Source organism: Pseudomonas sp. SDO5522_S412 (genome assembly GCF_054071215.1).
The window spans coordinates 1-17,735 of record NZ_JBSVWQ010000007.1 but is presented as its reverse complement, the minus strand read 5'-3'; the positions used below and the strand labels follow the sequence as shown (position 1 = coordinate 17,735).

Sequence of the window (17,735 nt, the reverse complement as noted above, 5' to 3'; positions counted from 1 at the left end):
GGCTCTGGGATCTGTCCTAGACTCATGACCGATGGGTCCGATCCAAAACAAAAACCCCGCAAAAAATCGAAACTTTCCAACTCTGCCACAGGTCAGGTTTAAGGTAAGGCGAGTGCTGACGGTTCCCACCGAACGCCCGTCCATCCACTCTATTTAAGACTCCAGCACAACTGGCATAAGGCTTGCCAGTCTGTGTAGCGCTTGTGCGCCTGGCCGCAGGACGCGGTCAACCTTCGCTGATTGCCATATGCCATCAGCCGACCAGAACTCGGGAGAGAACTATGATCAGTGCCGCTGTAGATACTCAGGGAGAGCGTTTTAGTCAGCCGGTTGGCGGGCCGACCTCATTGGCCGACCTTCCCAACACGGTGCGGCCGGTCCCACGTGTGAATCCCAATCGCAAAAAAGTGCTGTTTGTCACTTCCGAACTGGCCGACCTGGTGAAAACCGGCGGCCTGGGCGACGTATCCGCCGCCCTGCCCCGCGCCATGGCGCACCTGCACGATGTGCGCGTGCTGATCCCCGGCTACCCGCAGGTGCTGGAAAGCGACAACCCCATCCATATCATCGGCGAGCTGGGCGGCCACGCTGCGCTGCCGCCGTGCAAGATCGGACGCATGGACCTCAAGGACGGCCTGGTCATCTACGTGCTGATCTGCCCCGAGCTCTATGAGCGCGAAGGCACGCCCTACGGCGCCAACAACGGCCGTGACTGGCCCGACAACCATATCCGCTTCGCCCGCCTGGGCCTGGCCGCCGCCGATATTGCCGCCAACCTGGCGCAGATCCACTGGTGCCCGGACCTGGTGCACGCCCATGACTGGCCAGCAGGCCTGGCGCCAGCCTATATGCACTGGCGTGGGTCACGCACTCCAACGCTGTTCACCATTCATAACCTCGCCTACCAGGGCGTGGTCAGCCTGGCCTCGTGCCCGGAACTGGGGATTCCCGAACACGCCTTGCAGCAAGAAGGCATGGAGTTTTACGGCAAGCTGTCATTCCTCAAGGCCGGCATGGCGTATTCCAGCCATATCACCACGGTCAGCGCCACCTACGCCCAGGAAATCACCACCCCCGAATTTGGCTGCGGTCTGGATGGCTTTCTCGCCAGCAAGACCCAGCAAGGCTTGCTCAGCGGCATTCCCAACGGCATTGATGAAAGCTGGGAGTCGTCCACCGACCCGCACCTGACCCACCCTTTCAACATTGGTGACTGGGAAGGCAAGGCACAGAACGCCGCCCATGTGCGCAACCTGTTTGGCTTGCACGACTCCACCGGCCCGCTGTTCGCCGTGGTATCGCGCCTGGTCTACCAGAAAGGCCTGGACCTGACCGAGGCGGTCGCCAGTTTCATCGTCGAAAATGGCGGCCAGATCGCGATCATCGGCCGTGGTGAGCCGGAAGAAGAACAAGCCATGCGTGCCCTGGCCCTGCGCTTTCCCGGCCAGATCGGCGTGCGCATCGGCTTCAACGAGACCGACGCGCGCCGCATGTTCGCCGGCAGCGACTTCCTGCTGATGCCGTCCCGTTATGAACCGTGCGGCCTGAGCCAGATGTATGCCCAGCGCTTCGGCTCGTTGCCGGTTGCACGTAACACCGGCGGCCTGGCCGACACCATCGAGGATGGCGTCACCGGTTTCCTGTTCAACGAATCCACTGTCGAAAGCTACGAAGCGGCCCTGAGCCGCGCATTCAAGGTCTTCGCCTTCCCAGGCTTGCTCAACGCCATGCGTTGCCGGGCTATGGCCGCACCGTTCAACTGGTGCCAGGCAGTGGAACCCTATGCCGAACTTTATGAGCAACTGGTAGCGAAAGCGCTGGGAAGATCGGGGAAACAGTAAAAAGAGGTCTTCATAGATGCCGTCACGGACTCTGGAAACCTGGCCCCACGGCGCGATCATGCTGGATGCGGAACACACCCGCTTCGCGTTATGGGCGCCAGACGCGTTTTATGTCAGCGTTGAATTTGAGGAAGGAAAATCGGTAGCGATGCTGCCCCAGGCCGATGGCTGGTTTGTGGTGCAGCTGCAATGCCCGCCGGGCACCCGCTACCGCTACAACATCGACGGCGAACAGGACGTTCCCGACCCGGCTTCCCGGGCACAGGCCACGGACGTTCACGGCTTCAGCGTGGTGGTCGACCCCCTGGCCTATCAGTGGCGCCAAAGCCACTGGCAAGGCCGGCCGTGGCACGAAGCGGTGATCTACGAGATACACGTGGGCGTACTGGGGGGCTACGCCGAGGTCGAGAAACAACTGCCGCGCCTCGCCGAACTGGGGGTCACCGCCATTGAGCTGATGCCCATCGCGCAATTCCCCGGCGAACGCAACTGGGGTTACGACGGTGTCCTGCCCTACGCTCCCCAATCCTCCTACGGTTCGCCCGAGCAGCTCAAACAGCTGATCGACAGTGCGCACCACTATGGCCTCGCGGTAATCCTCGATGTGGTCTACAACCACTTCGGCCCCGACGGCAACTACCTCGGCACCTACGCCAAGGGTTTCTTTCGCGAAGACGTGCACACGCCCTGGGGCGCGGGCATCGACTTTGATCGCCGGGAGGTCCGGGATTTCTTCATCGACAACGCCCTGATGTGGCTGCTGGAATACCGCTTCGACGGCCTGCGCCTGGACGCCGTGCACGCCATCAACGATCCCGAATTTCTGCAGGAGCTGGCGCAAAAAGTACGCCAGCAAGTCGACACGGGGCGGCATGTGTGGCTGGTGCTGGAAAACGAATTCAACCAGGCCAGCCTGCTGGAAAGCGGTTTCGACGCCCAGTGGAACGATGACGGCCACAACGCCCTGCACGTGCTGCTCACCGGCGAAACCGACGCCTACTACAGCGATTTCGCCCAGGACCCCACGGGAAAACTGGCGCGCTGCCTGAGCGAAGGATTTATCTACCAGGGCCACACCACGCGCCACGGCCACACGCGCGGCGAGCCCAGCGGACACCTGCCGCCCAGCGCCTTTGTGCTGTTCCTGCAGAACCACGACCAGATCGGCAACCGCGCCCTGGGCGAACGCCTGCATCAACTGTGTTCGCCCCAGGCCCTGAGCGCCGCGACGACCTTGCTGCTGATGTCGCCGATGATCCCGCTGATGTTCATGGGCGATGAAGTCAACGCCGAGGAGCCGTTCCTGTTCTTCACCGACCATCACGGCGAACTGGCCGAGGCGGTACGTGAAGGCCGGCGCAATGAGTTTGCCGACTTCGCCGCGTTCAGCGACCCCGAACGCCGCGAACGCATTCCCGACCCCAACTCCCTGCAGACCTTCCGCCGCTCGGCACCCGCCCTCGCCGACTGCGGCGACTCGCAGCTCTACCGGCACCTGTTGAGCCTGCGCCACCAACATATCGTGCCGCACCTGCCCGGCAGCATGGCCCTGGGTGCGCACGAGCTGGCGGAGGGCGCGGTCACGGCGCGCTGGCGCCTGGGCAATGGCAGCCTGTTGCAGATCGACCTCAACCTGAGCGCCGATTCTCTGAACTACCCGGCTGCCGAGCACCTCCTATTTGTGACGCAGGCCAGCGGGGCCGAACAATTGGCTCCCCTCAGCGCCCGCGTCAGCCTCACCCATTCCCCTGTTGGAGAGCACCCTTGAGCGACGCGCAATTGGAAATACTCGCCAGCCGAGCGGGCCTGGCCGTCGATTGGATCGACGCGAATGGCCGCCCGCAACATGTAAAGCCCGACGCCCTGCGCGCCGTGCTCAAAGGCCTGGGCCACCCGGCCGACAGCGACGCCGAGATCGAAGCCAGCCTGCTGGAACTCGAACGCGTGCAACAAGACAAGCACCTGCCGCCCCTGATGACCGTCGACAGCGGCGCCGGCCTGGACCTGGCGCGCTACTTCGCCCCCGGTACGCCGTGCCAGGTTCACCTCGAGGATTCCAGTGTGCTGGACCTGAGCCTGGACGAGAACGCGGTGTTGCCCGGCTCGATTCCGGTCGGCTACCAACAAGTGCATATTGCCGACCAGCATTTCACCCTGGCCGTGGCACCGACGCATTGCTACACCGTTGCAGAAGCGGTCGACACCCAGACCGCCCGCGCCTGGGGCCTGAGCGCCCAGCTGTATTCCCTGCGCCGCAGCGGCGACGGCGGCTTTGGCGATACCCAGGCCCTGGAACAACTGGCCCGCGCCGCCGCCGAACGCGGCGCCGACGCCCTGGCCATCAGCCCGATGCACGCGATGTTCAGCGCCGACACCGAGCGCTTCAGCCCCTATTCCCCGTCCAGCCGCCTGTTCCTCAACAGTTTGTACGCGTCCCCCGGCTGCATCCTCGGCGAACGTGCGGTGCAAACTGCCATCGAAGCCAGCGGGCTGGCCGACGAATTGAATGACCTTGAGCAACAAAGCCTGATCGACTGGCCGGCCGCGGCCAAAGCCAAGCAGCGCCTGTTGCGCACCCTGTATGACGACTTCCGCCAGGGCGACCACCCGCAACATGCCGACTTCCTGAGCTTCCGCCAGGCTGGCGGTGAAGCCCTGGAAAACCACTGCCGCTTCGAAGCCGTACAAGCCGAACGCGCGGCCAACGGCGAGAGCCTCGACTGGCGCCACTGGCCAGAGGACTGGCACAGCCCGCAAAGCCCGGCCCTGGTGCAATTTGCCGAAGCCAATCGGGACGAAATCGGCTTCTACGCCTTCAGCCAATGGCTGATTGCCCGGTGCCTGGAACGCGCGCAACAAGCGGCGCGCGGCAGCGGCATGGGTGTCGGCCTGATCGCCGACCTCGCAGTGGGCGCCGACGGCGGCGGCAGCCAGGCCTGGAGCCGCCAGGATGAACTGTTGGCGGAACTGACCGTGGGTGCGCCACCTGACATCCTCAACCGTGCCGGCCAGGGCTGGGGTATCTCCGCGTTTTCCCCTGAAGGCCTCAAGCGCAACGGCTTTCGCGCGTTTATCGAAATGCTGCGGGCCAACTTCGCCCACGCCGGCGGCTTGCGCATCGACCATGTGATGGGCCTGCAACGCCTGTGGGTGATCCCGATGGACGCCTCGCCACGAGACGGCGCCTACCTGTATTACCCGGTGGATGACCTGCTGCGGCTGTTGGCCCTGGAGTCGAGCCGTCACCAGGCGATCGTCCTCGGTGAAGACCTCGGCACCGTACCCGACGGCCTGCAGGAAAAACTCATCGCGCGCTCGATCCTCGGCATGCGCGTGCTGCTGTTCGAACAAGACCACGGCGGCCAGTTCAAGCCGATCCTCGATTGGCCGGACAACGCGCTGGCCACCACCAGCACCCACGACCTGCCGACCCTCAACGGTTGGTGGCACAGCCGCGATATCGACTGGAATATCCAGCTGGGCCTGATCGATGCACCCACCGTCGAGCAATGGAGCGAACACCGCCTGCGGGAACGCCAGGCACTGCGCCAGGCCTTGAGCCAGGACCCGCAGAACTTCATCGACGAAGTGCGCAACGAAACCGACCACGTCATCGACGCCAGCGTGCGCTACCTGGGCCACACCCGTGCACCCTTGGTATTGCTGCCGCTGGAGGACGCCCTGGGGGTCGAGGAACAATCCAACCTGCCCGGCACCACCGACACCCACCCGAACTGGCGCCGCCGCCTGCCGGGCGATGCCGCCACCCTGCTCGATGACGACAATGCCGCCCGCCGCCTTGAGCTGCTGGCCGTGGCGCGCATCCAGGCCCAAGAGCGTGACCGATGAAAGCATTGACGCTTCGGGCTACCCAGCGCCTGCAATTTCATAAGGGCTTCACCCTCGACGACGCCGTGCCGCTGGTGCCGTACTTCGCCGAACTGGGCATCAGCCACCTCTACGCCTCGCCATTGCTGAGCGCCCGCGCCGGTTCGATGCACGGCTATGACGTGGTCGATCCCACCTCCGTCAATCCCGAGCTGGGCGGCGAACCGGCGCTGCGGCGATTGGTTGCGGCGTTGCGCGAACATGACATGGGGCTGATCCTCGATATCGTGTCCAACCACATGGCCGTCGGCGGTGCCGATAATCTGTGGTGGCTGGACTTGCTGGAATGGGGTCGACTGAGCCCCTACAGCGAATTCTTCGACATTCAATGGCACTCGCCAGACCCGCTGCTCAAGGGCCAACTGCTGATGCCGTTCCTTGGCAGCGACTACGGCGAAGCCCTGCAGTCGGGTGCCCTGCCGCTGCGCTTCGACCCGCAGCACGGCAGCTTCTACGTCGAGCATTACGAACATCGCTTCCCGATCTGCCCGCGGGAATACGGCGAGCTGGTGCCCGTCAAGTCACTGGCCGATCGCTTCAGCAGCCTGGCCTACCAGCCGGACGCCTATCCCCAGGCCGCCGCGCTGAAACAGGAACTGATCGAGGCCGCCCGCGCCCCCGAAACCCTGAAGGCCATCGAAGCGAACCTCGACCTCTACGACGCCCGCCAGCCCGAAGGTTTCGCCCGCCTGCACCACCTGCTGGAACAACAAAGCTATCGCCTGGCCAGCTGGCGTACGGCAGCGGACGATATCAACTGGCGGCGGTTCTTCGACGTCAACGAGCTGGGCGGCCTGCGGGTTGAACGCAGCGCGGTGTTCGAAGCGACCCACGGCAAGATCTTCCAGCTGATCAGCGAAGGCCTGATCGACGGCCTGCGCATCGACCACATCGACGGCCTCGCCGACCCGCGCGGTTACTGCCGCAAGCTGCGCCGCCGGGTGGACTCGCTGGCGAGTGGGCGGCACTTGCCGATCTTCGTCGAGAAGATCCTCGGCGAAGGCGAAACCTTGCGTGAAGACTGGCGCGTGGACGGCACCACCGGCTACGAATTCATGAACCAGCTGTCATTGCTGCAACATGACCCGAAGGGCTTCGAACCCCTGGCCGAGTTATGGACCCGCCACACCGAACGCCCGTCTTCATTTATCGAAGAAGCCTGGCTGGCCCGGCAGCAGATCCTCAACGGTTCCCTGGCCGGGGATTTTGAAAGTGTGGCCCAGGCCCTGCTGCAAGTGGCCCGGGACGATGTGATGAGCCGCGACCTGACCCTGGGTGCAATTCGCCGCGCGTTGCAGGAACTGATCGTGCATTTCCCGGTGTACCGCACCTACATCAGCGCCCGGGGCCGCAGCGAACTGGATGACGTGTTTTTCCTGCAAGCCCTGGCCGGTGCCCGCAGCACCTTGAGCGAAGGCGACTGGCCGGTGCTCGACTACCTGGAAAAATGGCTCGGCGGCCAACCCTGGCGCGACCGCCCCCTGGGCCGCAAACGCAAGATGCTCAAGCACGCCTGCGTACGCTTCCAGCAACTGACCTCGCCGGCGGCGGCCAAGGCCGTGGAAGACACTGCGTTCTACCGCTCGGGTGTGTTGTTGTCGCGCAATGACGTGGGTTTCAGCACCGAACAATTCAGCGCCCCGCTGGAAGACTTCCACGCGGTCAACCAGCAACGACTGCGCACCTTCCCCGACAACCTGCTGGCCACCGCCACCCACGACCACAAGCGCGGCGAAGATACCCGTGCGCGCCTGGCAGTGCTCAGCGAGGCCGCCGACTGGTATGCCGAGCAGGTGGAGCAATGGCGCCCCCTCGCCGCCCGCCTGCGCAGCGATGCCAACACGCCGTCCGCGGGTGACGAACTGATCCTCTATCAGGTGCTGCTGGGCAGTTGGCCGCTGGACCTGCACCGCGACGATACCGAGGGCCTGGCGGACTATCACCAGCGCCTGTGGCAGTGGCAGCAAAAAGCCCTGCGTGAAGCCAAGCTCAACAGCAGCTGGAGCGCACCCAACGAGTTGTACGAGCAAGGTGTCGAAGCGTTCCTGTCACGGCTGCTGCTGGAGGACGCCGGCAAGACCCTGCGCGATGCCATCGGCGAGGCCGCCCAGGCCATCGCCCCGGCCGGCGCGCTCAACGGGCTGGCGCAATCCTTGCTTCGCCTCACCGTGCCGGGCGTGCCGGACCTGTACCAGGGCGATGAGTTCTGGGACTTCACATTGGTAGACCCTGACAACCGCCGCCCGGTGGACTACCCCGCACGGCAACAGGGGCTGCACACGCCGCCGGACATCGGCGAGCTGATGTTCAACTGGCATGACGGGCGTATAAAACAGGCGTTGATCAGCCAGGTCCTGGGGTTGCGCAAGGCGCATCCGCAACTGTTTCGCCAGGGCACGTACGAGCCTCTGGAAGTGGTGGGCGAACACGCCGAGCGGGTGGTCGCTTTCTACCGCGAATACCAGGGCAAACAGCTGCTGGTGGTGGTGCCACGCTGGCCTCACCGGCTGCTTGAAAACGGTGTGTATCCCCTGATCAACGCGCAGATTTGGGGCGATACCCGGGTCCGATTACCGTTCGCCGCTCCAACCCAAAATTGGAAGGGACTTTTCCGAACAGGCGCAGTCACACCAAACAAGGAGCTCATGATCAGCGCTGCCCTGGGGGATTTCCCGGTCAATGTCTTTATCAATCCTGATGATCAAGAAAGCTGAAATTTTCTGTGAGGAGCATTGCGATGAGTACTGAAGACAAACGTATCCGCGAACTGGCGCATCAGATCTGGGAATCTGAAGGTAAACCCCATGGCGAGGACGCACGACACTGGGAAATGGCGCGCAAACTGGCGGAAGCCGAAGCGCTGACGCCATCCAAGGCACCGAAGGCCGCCGCCAAGGCCAAGCCTAAAGCCAAGCCCGCAGCGGCAGCGCCCAAACCGGCAGCCAAGCCAAGCGCAGTGCCGGCGGCGAAGAAGCCTGCTGCGAAGAAGCCCAAGGCACCCTGACCCAAAGATCCTCCTGCAGGTGCGCCCGCACCGCAGGAGGCTATCCAACTACCGATATCTACCCGGCATCATGCCGGAATGGCCCCGTTCGGCCCGGAAAAACCCTTTTGCAGGAGCATCTCAATGAGCAAACCCAACAAGCCCAACTCGACGCCGGAAAACGAGCCGTCGCGGATTCGTGAAGGTTTGCCCTTCCCTCTCGGCGCGACCTGGGACGGTCTGGGGGTCAACTTTGCGCTGTTCTCGGCCAACGCCACCAAAGTCGAACTGTGCATCTTCGACGACAGCGGCGAAGTCGAGCTGGAGCGCATCGAACTGCCGGAATACACCGACGAGACCTTCCACGGCTACCTGCCCGACGCCCACCCCGGGCTGATCTACGGCTACCGCGTGTACGGTCCCTATGACCCGGCCAATGGTCATCGCTTCAACCACAACAAATTGCTGATCGACCCCTACGCCAAACAGCTGGTGGGCGAGCTCAAATGGTCCGAGGCCCTGTTTGGCTACACCATCGGCCATCCGGACGCCGACCTCAGTTTCGACGAACGCGACAGCGCGCCCTTCGTGCCCAAGTGCAAAGTCATCGACCCGGCCCACACCTGGGGCAACGACCAGCCAGTGCGCACGCCGTGGGATCGCACGATCATTTATGAAACCCACCTGCGCGGCATCACCATGCGCCATCCTTCGGTGCCTGAGGAAGTACGCGGCACCTGCGCCGGGCTGATGGTCGACGATGTGCTCAAGCACATTCGCCAGTTGGGTGTGTCATCGGTCGAGTTGCTGCCGGTGCACGCCTTCGTCAACGACCAGCACCTGCTGCAAAAAGGCATGACCAACTACTGGGGCTACAACAGCATCGCCTTCTTCGCCCCGGACCCGCGCTACCTGGCCAGCGGCAAGATCGCCGAGTTCAAGGAAATGGTCGCGCACCTGCACGAAGCCAAGCTGGAAGTGATCCTGGACGTGGTCTACAACCACACCGCCGAAGGCAACGAGCAAGGCCCGACGCTGTCCATGCGCGGCATCGACAACGCCTCGTACTACCGCCTGATGCCCGATGACAAGCGCTTCTACATCAACGATTCCGGCACCGGCAACACCCTCGACCTGAGCCACCCGTGCGTGCTGCAAATGGTCACCGACTCGTTGCGCTACTGGGCGACCGAGATGCATGTCGACGGTTTCCGCTTCGACCTGGCGACCATCCTTGGCCGCTACCGCGACGGTTTCGACGAGCGCCACAGCTTCCTCGTGGCCTGCCGCCAGGACCCGGTGCTGCGCCAGGTGAAAATGATTGCCGAGCCCTGGGACTGTGGACCCGGCGGCTATCAGGTCGGCGGTTTCCCGCCGGGCTGGGTGGAATGGAACGACCGTTTCCGCGACACCGTGCGCTCGTTCTGGAAAGGTGACGACGGCCAACTGGCCGACTTCGCCGGACGCATGACCGCCTCGGGCGAGATGTTCAACCAGCGCGGCCGCCGGCCGTACAGCTCGGTGAACTTCATCACCGCCCACGACGGTTTCACCCTGCACGACCTGGTGTCCTACAACGACAAACACAACGAAGCCAACGACGAGAACAACCAGGACGGCAGCAACAACAACCTGTCGTGGAACCACGGTGTCGAAGGCCCTACCGACGACCCGGAAATCAACGCGCTGCGCCTGCGCCAGATGCGCAATTTCTTCGCCACCCTGCTGCTGGCCCAGGGCACGCCAATGCTGGTAGCCGGTGACGAGTTCGCCCGGACCCAGCACGGCAACAACAACGCCTACTGCCAGGACAGCGAGATCGGCTGGATCAATTGGGAACTGGATGAAGACGGCAAGGCCCTGCTCAAGTTCGTCAAGCGCCTGATCAAGTTGCGCCTGGCGTACCCGATCCTGCGTCGCGGGCGCTTCCTGGTGGGCGACTACAACGAAGATATCGGGGTCAAGGACGTCACCTGGCTCGCGCCGAGCGGCGATGAAATGACCATCGAGCAATGGCAGGACAGCCATGGCCGTTGCCTGGGCATGCTGATGGATGGCCGCGCCCAGGAAACCGGGATTCGCCGCCCGGGGGCCGATGCCACGTTGTTGCTGGTGGTCAATGCCCACCACGACATGGTCAATTTCCGCCTGCCACCGGTGCCGGATGGCGGCTTCTGGACCTGCATGCTCGACACCAACCAGCCGGCAGTGCGTGGCCAGGAACGCTTCGATTTCGATCACGAATACGCGGTCACCGGGCGTTCGCTGCTGCTGTTTGAATTGCAGCATGAGGACGAGGTGTGACATGGCCTTGCATGAGTTTCTTCGCGGCTACCGGGATTACCCGGACACCCAGGCCCTCGGCGCTGCGCTGAGGGCTTTGGTGGAGGAAGGCCTGGATCAGTTGCCCTTGCCGGGCAGCGGGCAAACGTTGGAACGCTTCAGCCGGCTGGCGCAAGTCGCCGGCCATGACCTGCGGTTGTGCAAGTTGTTCGAGGGCCACACTGACGCCCTGGCGATCATCGCTGAACTCGACAGCCCCTTGCCGCCGGTTGGCAGCACGTGGGGCATGTGGGCGGCCGAGCCGCCCACCGCCAAGGTGCGGATCCGGCGTGACGGCCAACGTGTGCGGCTGGAGGGCCGCAAGGCCTGGTGCTCGGGCGCGGCGGTGGTCAGCCACGGGTTGCTCACGGCGTGGGATGAAGAGGATCGCCAGCAACTGGTTGCAGTGCAAATGCACCAGCCCGGCGTAACCGTCACCGATGAGGGCTGGGCCGCCGTGGGCATGGCCGCTACGGGCAGTGTTGAAGTGCTTTTCCAGGACGCCGTTGGCCTGGCCATCGGCAAGCCTGGGGACTATTTGGCGCGCCCGGGCTTCTGGCAAGGCGGCATCGGCATCGCCGCCTGCTGGTACGGCGCGGCACAACGCCTGGCGGAGGCCTTGCGCGAGCAGTGCGCAAAACGCCCGGAGCCCCACGCCCTGGCGCACCTTGGCAGCGTCGACAGTGCCTTGCACAGCGCGGCCTGTGTGCTGCGCGACAGCGCCACCCATATCGACCGGCAGCCCAAGGCAGATGCCCGGCTGTTGGCACAACAGGCACGGGCCTGTATCGAAGAAACCGTCGACCAGGTGATTCACCATGTCGGCCGAGCACTGGGCGCCGGGCCGTATTGCAAGGACCCGCATTTTGCCCAGTTGATGGCCGACTTGCCGGTGTACCTGCGGCAAAGTCACGCCGAGCGCGACCTGGCCGCCCTTGGTCAACAAGTCGCCGATGAGCGCCCAGGGAGATGGGAACTATGAAGATCAATCCAATCGTCGGCCAGGGCACGCCCTTGCATGTGTGGCAAAGCTCGTCGCGACTGGCCGAGCTGCCTTGCGTAGACATTGCCGAACTGGTGCCTGAAGGCAGCCGCGCCGTGATCATCGCGCCACATCCGGATGACGAAGTCCTGGGCTGCGGCGGCCTGTTGCAAGGCCTTGCCGCGCTGGATCGCCCTATCCTGCTGATCTCCGTCACCGACGGCAGCGCCAGTCATCCCGGCTCGCGCCGCTGGCCGGTGGAACGCCTGAGCGTGGTGCGGCCGCAAGAGTCGGCGCAGGCCCTGCACCGGCTGGGATTGCCGTTGCACAGCCTGAAATGGTTGCGGGCCGGGTTCAGCGACAGCCAGGTCGCCGCAGGTGAAGAAGACCTGAGCCGCTTCATCGAGCGTTACCTCAAGCCCGGCGACGTGGTCTTCACCACCTGGCGCGAAGACGGCCATTGCGACCACGAGGCCGTGGGCCGTGCCAGTGCCAAGGCGACCCGGGCGGTGGGCGCCACCTTGCTCGAGCTGCCCGTGTGGACTTGGCATTGGGCAACCCCGGAAGACAGCCAGGTGCCCTGGGATCGCGCTCGTAAAATTCTCCTGACACCTGAAGCCGTGGCCCGTAAACGGCACGCCATCCATGCCTTCGCCAGCCAGTTGGAAGGCGACCCGCAGATCGGCCTGCCACCGGTGCTCGCGCCCTATGTGCTGGAGCGCCTGCTGCAACCTTTTGAAGTGGTGTTCGTATGAGTGTCGCCACGCCCTATTTCGACGAGCTATTTGCCGGCAACGACGACCCTTGGGCCTTTCGGCAACGCTGGTATGAACAGCGCAAGCGGGCCCTGACCCTGGCGCTGCTGACCCGGCCGCGCTATGCCTCGATCTTTGAACCCGGCTGCGCCAATGGCGAACTGAGCTTCGAGCTGGCCCCGCGCTGTGACCGCCTGCTCTGCTGTGACACGGCGCAAGCGGCGGTCAGCCTGGCACGGGCGCGGCTGCGCGGCTTCACCCACGCCACCGTGCAGCAGAGCCGCCTGCCGCAGCAATGGCCCAGCGAAACCTTCGAGCTGATCGTGCTCAGCGAGCTTTGCTACTACCTGGACCCGAAGGATTTCGATGGGCTGATCGATCGCGCGCTCGCCTCCCTGACGCCTGATGGACAAATCCTCGCCTGCCACTGGCGCCCGATCATCGAAGGCTGCCCGCAGACCGCCGAACAGGTGCATGCGCGCCTCGGCCAGCGCCTGGGCATGCCACATCTGGCGCAGCATCACGAAAGCGATTTTCTACTGGATTTGTGGAGCCGCGACGGCACCACGGTTGCGACCCTGGAGGGACTGCGATGATCGGCATCCTGATACCCGTGCATAACGAAGAAAAACTGCTGCCCGAATGCCTGAAAGCTGCGATGGTCGCCGCCAGTCATCCGGGCCTGCTGGGTGAAGAGGTGCAGATTCTGACAGTGCTCGACAGCTGCAGCGACCGCAGCGCCATGATCGCCCGCGAATACCAGGTGCACAGCCTGGAAGTGCAGGCGCGAAACGTGGGCCACGTGCGCGGCGTGGGTGCGCGGCACCTGCTTAATAACGGCGCGCGCTGGATTTCCTGCACCGACGCCGACAGCCGCGTCGCTCCCGATTGGCTGGTGGCGCAACTGGCCCTGGGCGTGGATGCGGTGTGCGGCACGGTGACGGTGGACGCCTGGAGCGAGGGCTTCGACCCGGCGGCGCAGATCCGTTATCACCAGGCCTACACCGCCCGGGACGGGCATCGGCATATCCACGGCGCCAACCTGGGCGTCAGTGCCGGCGCCTACGTGCGGGCCGGCGGTTTCGAGCCCCTGCCCTGCCATGAAGACGTGGAGCTGGTGCGCCAACTGGAGCGCTGCGGGGCTTCCATTGCCTGGAGCCACTCGCCCCAGGTGATTACCAGTGCCCGCCTGGATTGTCGCGCCCAGGGCGGCTTCGGTGATTACCTGAAGAGCCTGATGCAGGCCTCCTGAAAAAATTGCGACACCCGGCGGTGTTAAAGCGGCGATTCATAACTATCATCACTATTCCTTGCACGGCAATCCAGGGTTGGAACGCCGTCGCGCCGCGAGCGTGCAGTACCTGACGCTCGCGTACCACAAGAGCCGTCCCGTCAACGGGGTACGGCCTGCACCACCGATAAACAAGGACGTGACACCCATGAAGCCTGCACTGTTAAGTGACAACCGCCGGGGCCCCGCGCAAATCTGGAACAGCGCCCCGCAACTCGCGCAAATCCCTGCCATCAACCCCGCAACCCTGGTGCCCAAGGGCGCCCGCGTGGTGATCATCGCCCCGCATCCCGGCGATGAAGTGATCGCCTGCGGCGGTCTGCTGCAATTGCTCAGCACCCTTGAATACTCCCTGCAACTGATCTCCATCACCGACGGCAGCGCCAGCCATCCGGGGTCTGCCGTGTGGCCGGCCAAACGCTTGAGCGTGGTGCGGCCCCAGGAAAGTGTCGAAGCCCTGCGCCGCCTGGGCGTGCCCCTGCACAGCCTGAAATGGATCCGCGGCGGTTTCGCCGACAACGCCCTGGCCGCGCGGGAACAGCAAATGAGCCAGTTCATTGCGCGCTACCTGCAACCCGGCGACGTGGTGTTCACCACCTGGCGCAACGACGGCAATGACGACCACGACGCCGTCGGCCGTGCCGCTGCCAAAGCCTGCGCAGTCAAGGGCGTGCGCTTGTACGAACTGCCGATCTGGGCGTGGCACTGGCCGCTTCGGGAAACCGCCGCCATCCCCTGGCAGCGCGCGCGCAAGGTGCGGCTCGACACCTGGAGCGTCGCCCGCAAGCTGCACGCCGCCCACGCCTATGCCAGCCAACTGGCAGGCGACCCGGAAATCGGCCTGGCGCCGATCCTGGCGCAGGTGCTGCTGGAGCGCATGCGCGAGCCCTATGAGATTGTATTTTTGTAGGCGCACCCACTCGTCTATACCTGTAACTTCTGACAGTAGCGAACGCTCTTTCTGTGTGGCTAGCTTGGAACACCGGCTTGCAGGGAGGGCGAATCATGAGCACGCGGTTTTCATCAGTGACGTATCTGAGCGTCTGCAGCGTGACGACGCTGTTGCTCAATTGGCCCCTCCCCGCGCACGCCGCCTGTACGCTGGTCATAACCGCAGGCAACGACACCACCCTGTGCAGCGATGGCAGTGCTGGCGCGCTGACGGATTTACAAGGAAGCAACATCCTTGAGTTCCCCGTCGGCGGCACCGGCATCATCGTCGGCAACGTGACTTATGGAGCGGGAGATGATCGGGTCACGATGGATTCCGGCGCGATCAACGGTGCGATCAATCAAGGTGACGGAAGAAATATTTTCCAGCTGTTCAATGGCAATATCTCCGGCACGGTGACGCAAGGCGCGGGCGGTGATATTGCGCAAATCAGCGGCGGCAGCTCCGGTGCAATCTCCCAGGGTGACGGGGTAGACCAGTACTTCCAGAGCGGTGGCACCGTCGCCTCACTGGCTCAGGGCGACGGCCGTGACGAGTTCACCATGAGCAGTGGCAGGATTGTCGGTGCTTTTGAAGATGGAGATGTAGCGCTGATGACCGGTGGCAGCATCGGGCGGGTCGACATGAAGCTCGACAACAACCTGTTTGACCTGCGGGGTGGAGCGATCATCGGCAACCTCGTTACTGGCTTCGGAAACGACACCATCCTGGTTTCCGGAGGAACGGTTGGTGGCAACATCAGCGTCAGCGGCGGCGACGACATCATCAACGTCAGCGGAGGGGAAATAAGTGGGCAGATCCTCGCCAGCTTTGGCAACGATGAGTTCACTTGGGAAGGCGGCGGTCTGATCCATAAGGAAATCCTCATGGGTGATGGCGCTGACAGGGGTTTCCTGCTCAACCTGACCGAAACCACCCTGGCCTCCACACCACTTCTGGACGGTGGTTTGGGTAACGACACCCTGACCTTCGACAACACCCGATCCGCCACGCCAACCCGCTATGTCAACTGGGAAACCGTCAACCTGGACAACAATTCGCGCCTGACCCTGGGCGGCGACTTCAAGCTCGGTGACAGCGCTACAGCCACCGGTACCCTGAATATTTTTGGCAGTGCCGCCCTGCAGGTAACACAGGGCAGCATCAGCCCCTTCACGGCCGGGCAACCAGCCAACCTGAACAACGGCGGCCTGATCGACATGACCACCGGCAGTTCCAGCGCCACCGACAGCCTGACCGTCAACGGCAACTACACCGGCAATGGTGGCGAACTCGCGCTGCAATCGGTACTCGGCGCCGACGGCTCGGCCAGTGACAAGCTGGTAGTCAGCCAGGGCACGCTGCAAGGCGGCACTACGATCACCGTCACCAACCTTGCCGGCCCCGGCGCCATGACGCTGCAGAACGGCATCCAGGTGGTTGAAGCGCTTAACGGTGCCACGAGCAGCGACCTGGCGTTTACCCTGCGCGGTGGATCCGTTTCCGCAGGCGCCTATGAGTACTACCTGTTCAAAGGAGGCGTAACGCCGGGCACCGGGCAAAACTGGTTCCTGCGGTCCTCGGTGGTGGCGCCGCCGCTGCCCAACCCTGAGGATCCTGACGACCCAGTGGGCATTCTCCCCCCCGTCCCCGCCGATGGCACGCCGGACCTCCCGGGGATTTTCCCGGGAGAAGAACCCATACCCATCTATCGCCCGGAAGTCCCGGTGTATGCCGTGTTGTTTCCCGCCGTGCAGCAGATGGTCCAGGGCATGCTGGGCACCTACCACGAACGCATGGGCGACCAAAGCCTGCAACGCCAACCTGGTGCACTAGCGGCCGGTTGGGGCCGGGTGTATGGCAGCAGCACGCGGCAATCATTCGCCGGCACCGTCAGCCCGTCGCTGGACAGCTCCCTGTCCGGTTTCCAGGTTGGCACTGACCTGTATGCCTGGACCAACGACGCTGGCCTGACCCAACGCTTCGGCTTCTTTGTCGGCCACAGCCGCCTGACCGGCAATGTGGCGGGTTTCAATGGCGGTTTTCAGGGCAAGGACGCCGGCAACACCACCCTGCGCGGTGACAGCCTGGGCGCGTATTGGACGCTAATCGGCGCCAACCGCGCCTATATCGATGTCGTGCTGATGGGCACGCGGTTCGATGGCCACAGTGAATCCGACCGGGGCGTCAAACTCCCAACCAAGGGCCACAACGTGCTGGGGTCTGTGGAGGTGGGAATGCCGTTTGCGGTGTCTGAACAGTGGGAGGTCGAGCCGCAGGCCCAGGTGATTGTCGATCGAAGCTATGTGGACAGCCAGAATGACGGAATCTCGGATGTCTCATTCCGCGCCGACACTAACGTCGTCACCCGTCTCGGTGTCCGCCTCAAGGGCAGCTACAGCGTGAGCGGCATGCCCCTGCTGCCTTATGTGCGTACCAACGTGTGGCACGCCAGCGCCGGGAATAACACCGTCACGTTCAATGACAGCACGGACATCAACACCGAACAGAAATCCACCACGCTGGACGTCAGCACCGGGGCAACGCTGCAGGTATCGAGTACGGTCAGTGTGTATGGCGAGGTGGGGTACAACAGCAATCTGGACAGTAATCAGCTGAATGGGCGAAAAGGCACGATTGGCATAAGGGTCGACTTCTAAGCCACAACACATCCCCACTGTGGGAGCGGGCTTGCTCGCGAATGCAGTGTGTCAGCCAAAAAATCTGGCACTGGTACTGCGC

12 protein-coding genes are annotated in these 17,735 nt (G+C 63.8%); all 12 read left to right on the top strand.

Annotated elements, in window-relative coordinates; all coding sequences use genetic code 11:
- The first annotated feature begins 281 nt into the window (after positions 1 to 281).
- The 12 genes from glgA (at position 282) to ACW9I6_RS03155 (ending at position 17,653) form a co-directional block, all read left to right on the top strand.
- Complete coding sequence (gene glgA / locus ACW9I6_RS03210; RefSeq protein ID WP_457338886.1) at positions 282 to 1,841, top strand: glycogen synthase GlgA; 1,560 nt, start codon at positions 282 to 284, stop codon at positions 1,839 to 1,841.
- 16 nt (positions 1,842 to 1,857) lie between these two features.
- Entirely contained in the window at positions 1,858 to 3,609 is a 1,752-nt protein-coding gene (treZ, locus tag ACW9I6_RS03205; protein WP_457338885.1) for a malto-oligosyltrehalose trehalohydrolase, read from the top strand.
- Positions 3,606 to 5,690, top strand: a complete 2,085-nt coding sequence (malQ, locus tag ACW9I6_RS03200) for a 4-alpha-glucanotransferase (RefSeq protein ID WP_457338884.1) — start codon at positions 3,606 to 3,608, stop codon at positions 5,688 to 5,690. Before treZ ends, malQ begins: the two co-directional genes overlap by 4 nt.
- A complete protein-coding gene (locus tag ACW9I6_RS03195) occupies positions 5,687 to 8,443 on the top strand; it encodes a malto-oligosyltrehalose synthase (protein ID WP_457338883.1) in 2,757 nt (918 codons plus the stop codon). Before malQ ends, ACW9I6_RS03195 begins: the two co-directional genes overlap by 4 nt.
- A 23-nt stretch (positions 8,444 to 8,466) precedes the next feature.
- The gene (locus ACW9I6_RS03190; RefSeq protein ID WP_003207537.1) at positions 8,467 to 8,733 is read left to right on the top strand and encodes a DUF2934 domain-containing protein; all 267 of its coding nucleotides are present in this window, start codon (positions 8,467 to 8,469) and stop codon (positions 8,731 to 8,733) included.
- 123 nt (positions 8,734 to 8,856) lie between these two features.
- Positions 8,857 to 11,016, top strand: coding sequence for a glycogen debranching protein GlgX (gene glgX / locus ACW9I6_RS03185; RefSeq protein WP_003207536.1), 2,160 nt, complete (start codon positions 8,857 to 8,859; stop codon positions 11,014 to 11,016).
- Position 11,017: 1 nt separating this feature from the next.
- Entirely contained in the window at positions 11,018 to 12,016 is a 999-nt protein-coding gene (locus tag ACW9I6_RS03180) for an acyl-CoA dehydrogenase family protein (RefSeq protein WP_134326429.1), read from the top strand.
- The gene (locus tag ACW9I6_RS03175) at positions 12,013 to 12,771 is read left to right on the top strand and encodes a PIG-L deacetylase family protein (RefSeq protein ID WP_177028191.1); all 759 of its coding nucleotides are present in this window, start codon (positions 12,013 to 12,015) and stop codon (positions 12,769 to 12,771) included. Before ACW9I6_RS03180 ends, ACW9I6_RS03175 begins: the two co-directional genes overlap by 4 nt.
- A complete protein-coding gene (locus tag ACW9I6_RS03170; protein WP_457338882.1) occupies positions 12,768 to 13,367 on the top strand; it encodes an SAM-dependent methyltransferase in 600 nt (199 codons plus the stop codon). The genes ACW9I6_RS03175 and ACW9I6_RS03170 overlap by 4 nt, the downstream gene beginning before the upstream one ends.
- Positions 13,364 to 14,023: a glycosyltransferase gene (locus ACW9I6_RS03165; protein ID WP_003207526.1), complete on the top strand. Its 660-nt coding sequence runs from the start codon at positions 13,364 to 13,366 to the stop codon at positions 14,021 to 14,023. The genes ACW9I6_RS03170 and ACW9I6_RS03165 overlap by 4 nt, the downstream gene beginning before the upstream one ends.
- 187 nt (positions 14,024 to 14,210) lie before the next feature.
- Positions 14,211 to 14,972, top strand: coding sequence for a PIG-L deacetylase family protein (locus tag ACW9I6_RS03160; RefSeq protein WP_457338881.1), 762 nt, complete (start codon positions 14,211 to 14,213; stop codon positions 14,970 to 14,972).
- Positions 14,973 to 15,067: 95 nt separating this feature from the next.
- Positions 15,068 to 17,653 carry an autotransporter family protein gene (locus ACW9I6_RS03155; protein ID WP_134326427.1) on the top strand — a complete coding sequence of 862 codons (2,586 nt, stop codon included), beginning with the start codon at positions 15,068 to 15,070 and terminating at the stop codon, positions 17,651 to 17,653.
- The last annotated feature ends 82 nt before the right edge of the window (positions 17,654 to 17,735 follow it).

What these genes read in the sequence shown, in the direction of transcription:
- ACW9I6_RS03165 (WP_003207526.1), top strand. Translation starts at nt 13,364, where the DNA reads ATGATCGGCATCCTGATACCCGTGCATAACGAAGAAAAACTGCTGCCC.
- treZ (WP_457338885.1), top strand. Translation starts at nt 1,858, where the DNA reads ATGCCGTCACGGACTCTGGAAACCTGGCCCCACGGCGCGATCATGCTG.
- ACW9I6_RS03175 (WP_177028191.1), top strand. Translation starts at nt 12,013, where the DNA reads ATGAAGATCAATCCAATCGTCGGCCAGGGCACGCCCTTGCATGTGTGG.
- glgX (WP_003207536.1), top strand. Translation starts at nt 8,857, where the DNA reads ATGAGCAAACCCAACAAGCCCAACTCGACGCCGGAAAACGAGCCGTCG.
- ACW9I6_RS03195 (WP_457338883.1), top strand. Translation starts at nt 5,687, where the DNA reads ATGAAAGCATTGACGCTTCGGGCTACCCAGCGCCTGCAATTTCATAAG.
- ACW9I6_RS03170 (WP_457338882.1), top strand. Translation starts at nt 12,768, where the DNA reads ATGAGTGTCGCCACGCCCTATTTCGACGAGCTATTTGCCGGCAACGAC.
- ACW9I6_RS03190 (WP_003207537.1), top strand. Translation starts at nt 8,467, where the DNA reads ATGAGTACTGAAGACAAACGTATCCGCGAACTGGCGCATCAGATCTGG.
- ACW9I6_RS03160 (WP_457338881.1), top strand. Translation starts at nt 14,211, where the DNA reads ATGAAGCCTGCACTGTTAAGTGACAACCGCCGGGGCCCCGCGCAAATC.
- ACW9I6_RS03155 (WP_134326427.1), top strand. Translation starts at nt 15,068, where the DNA reads ATGAGCACGCGGTTTTCATCAGTGACGTATCTGAGCGTCTGCAGCGTG.
- ACW9I6_RS03180 (WP_134326429.1), top strand. Translation starts at nt 11,018, where the DNA reads ATGGCCTTGCATGAGTTTCTTCGCGGCTACCGGGATTACCCGGACACC.
- glgA (WP_457338886.1), top strand. Translation starts at nt 282, where the DNA reads ATGATCAGTGCCGCTGTAGATACTCAGGGAGAGCGTTTTAGTCAGCCG.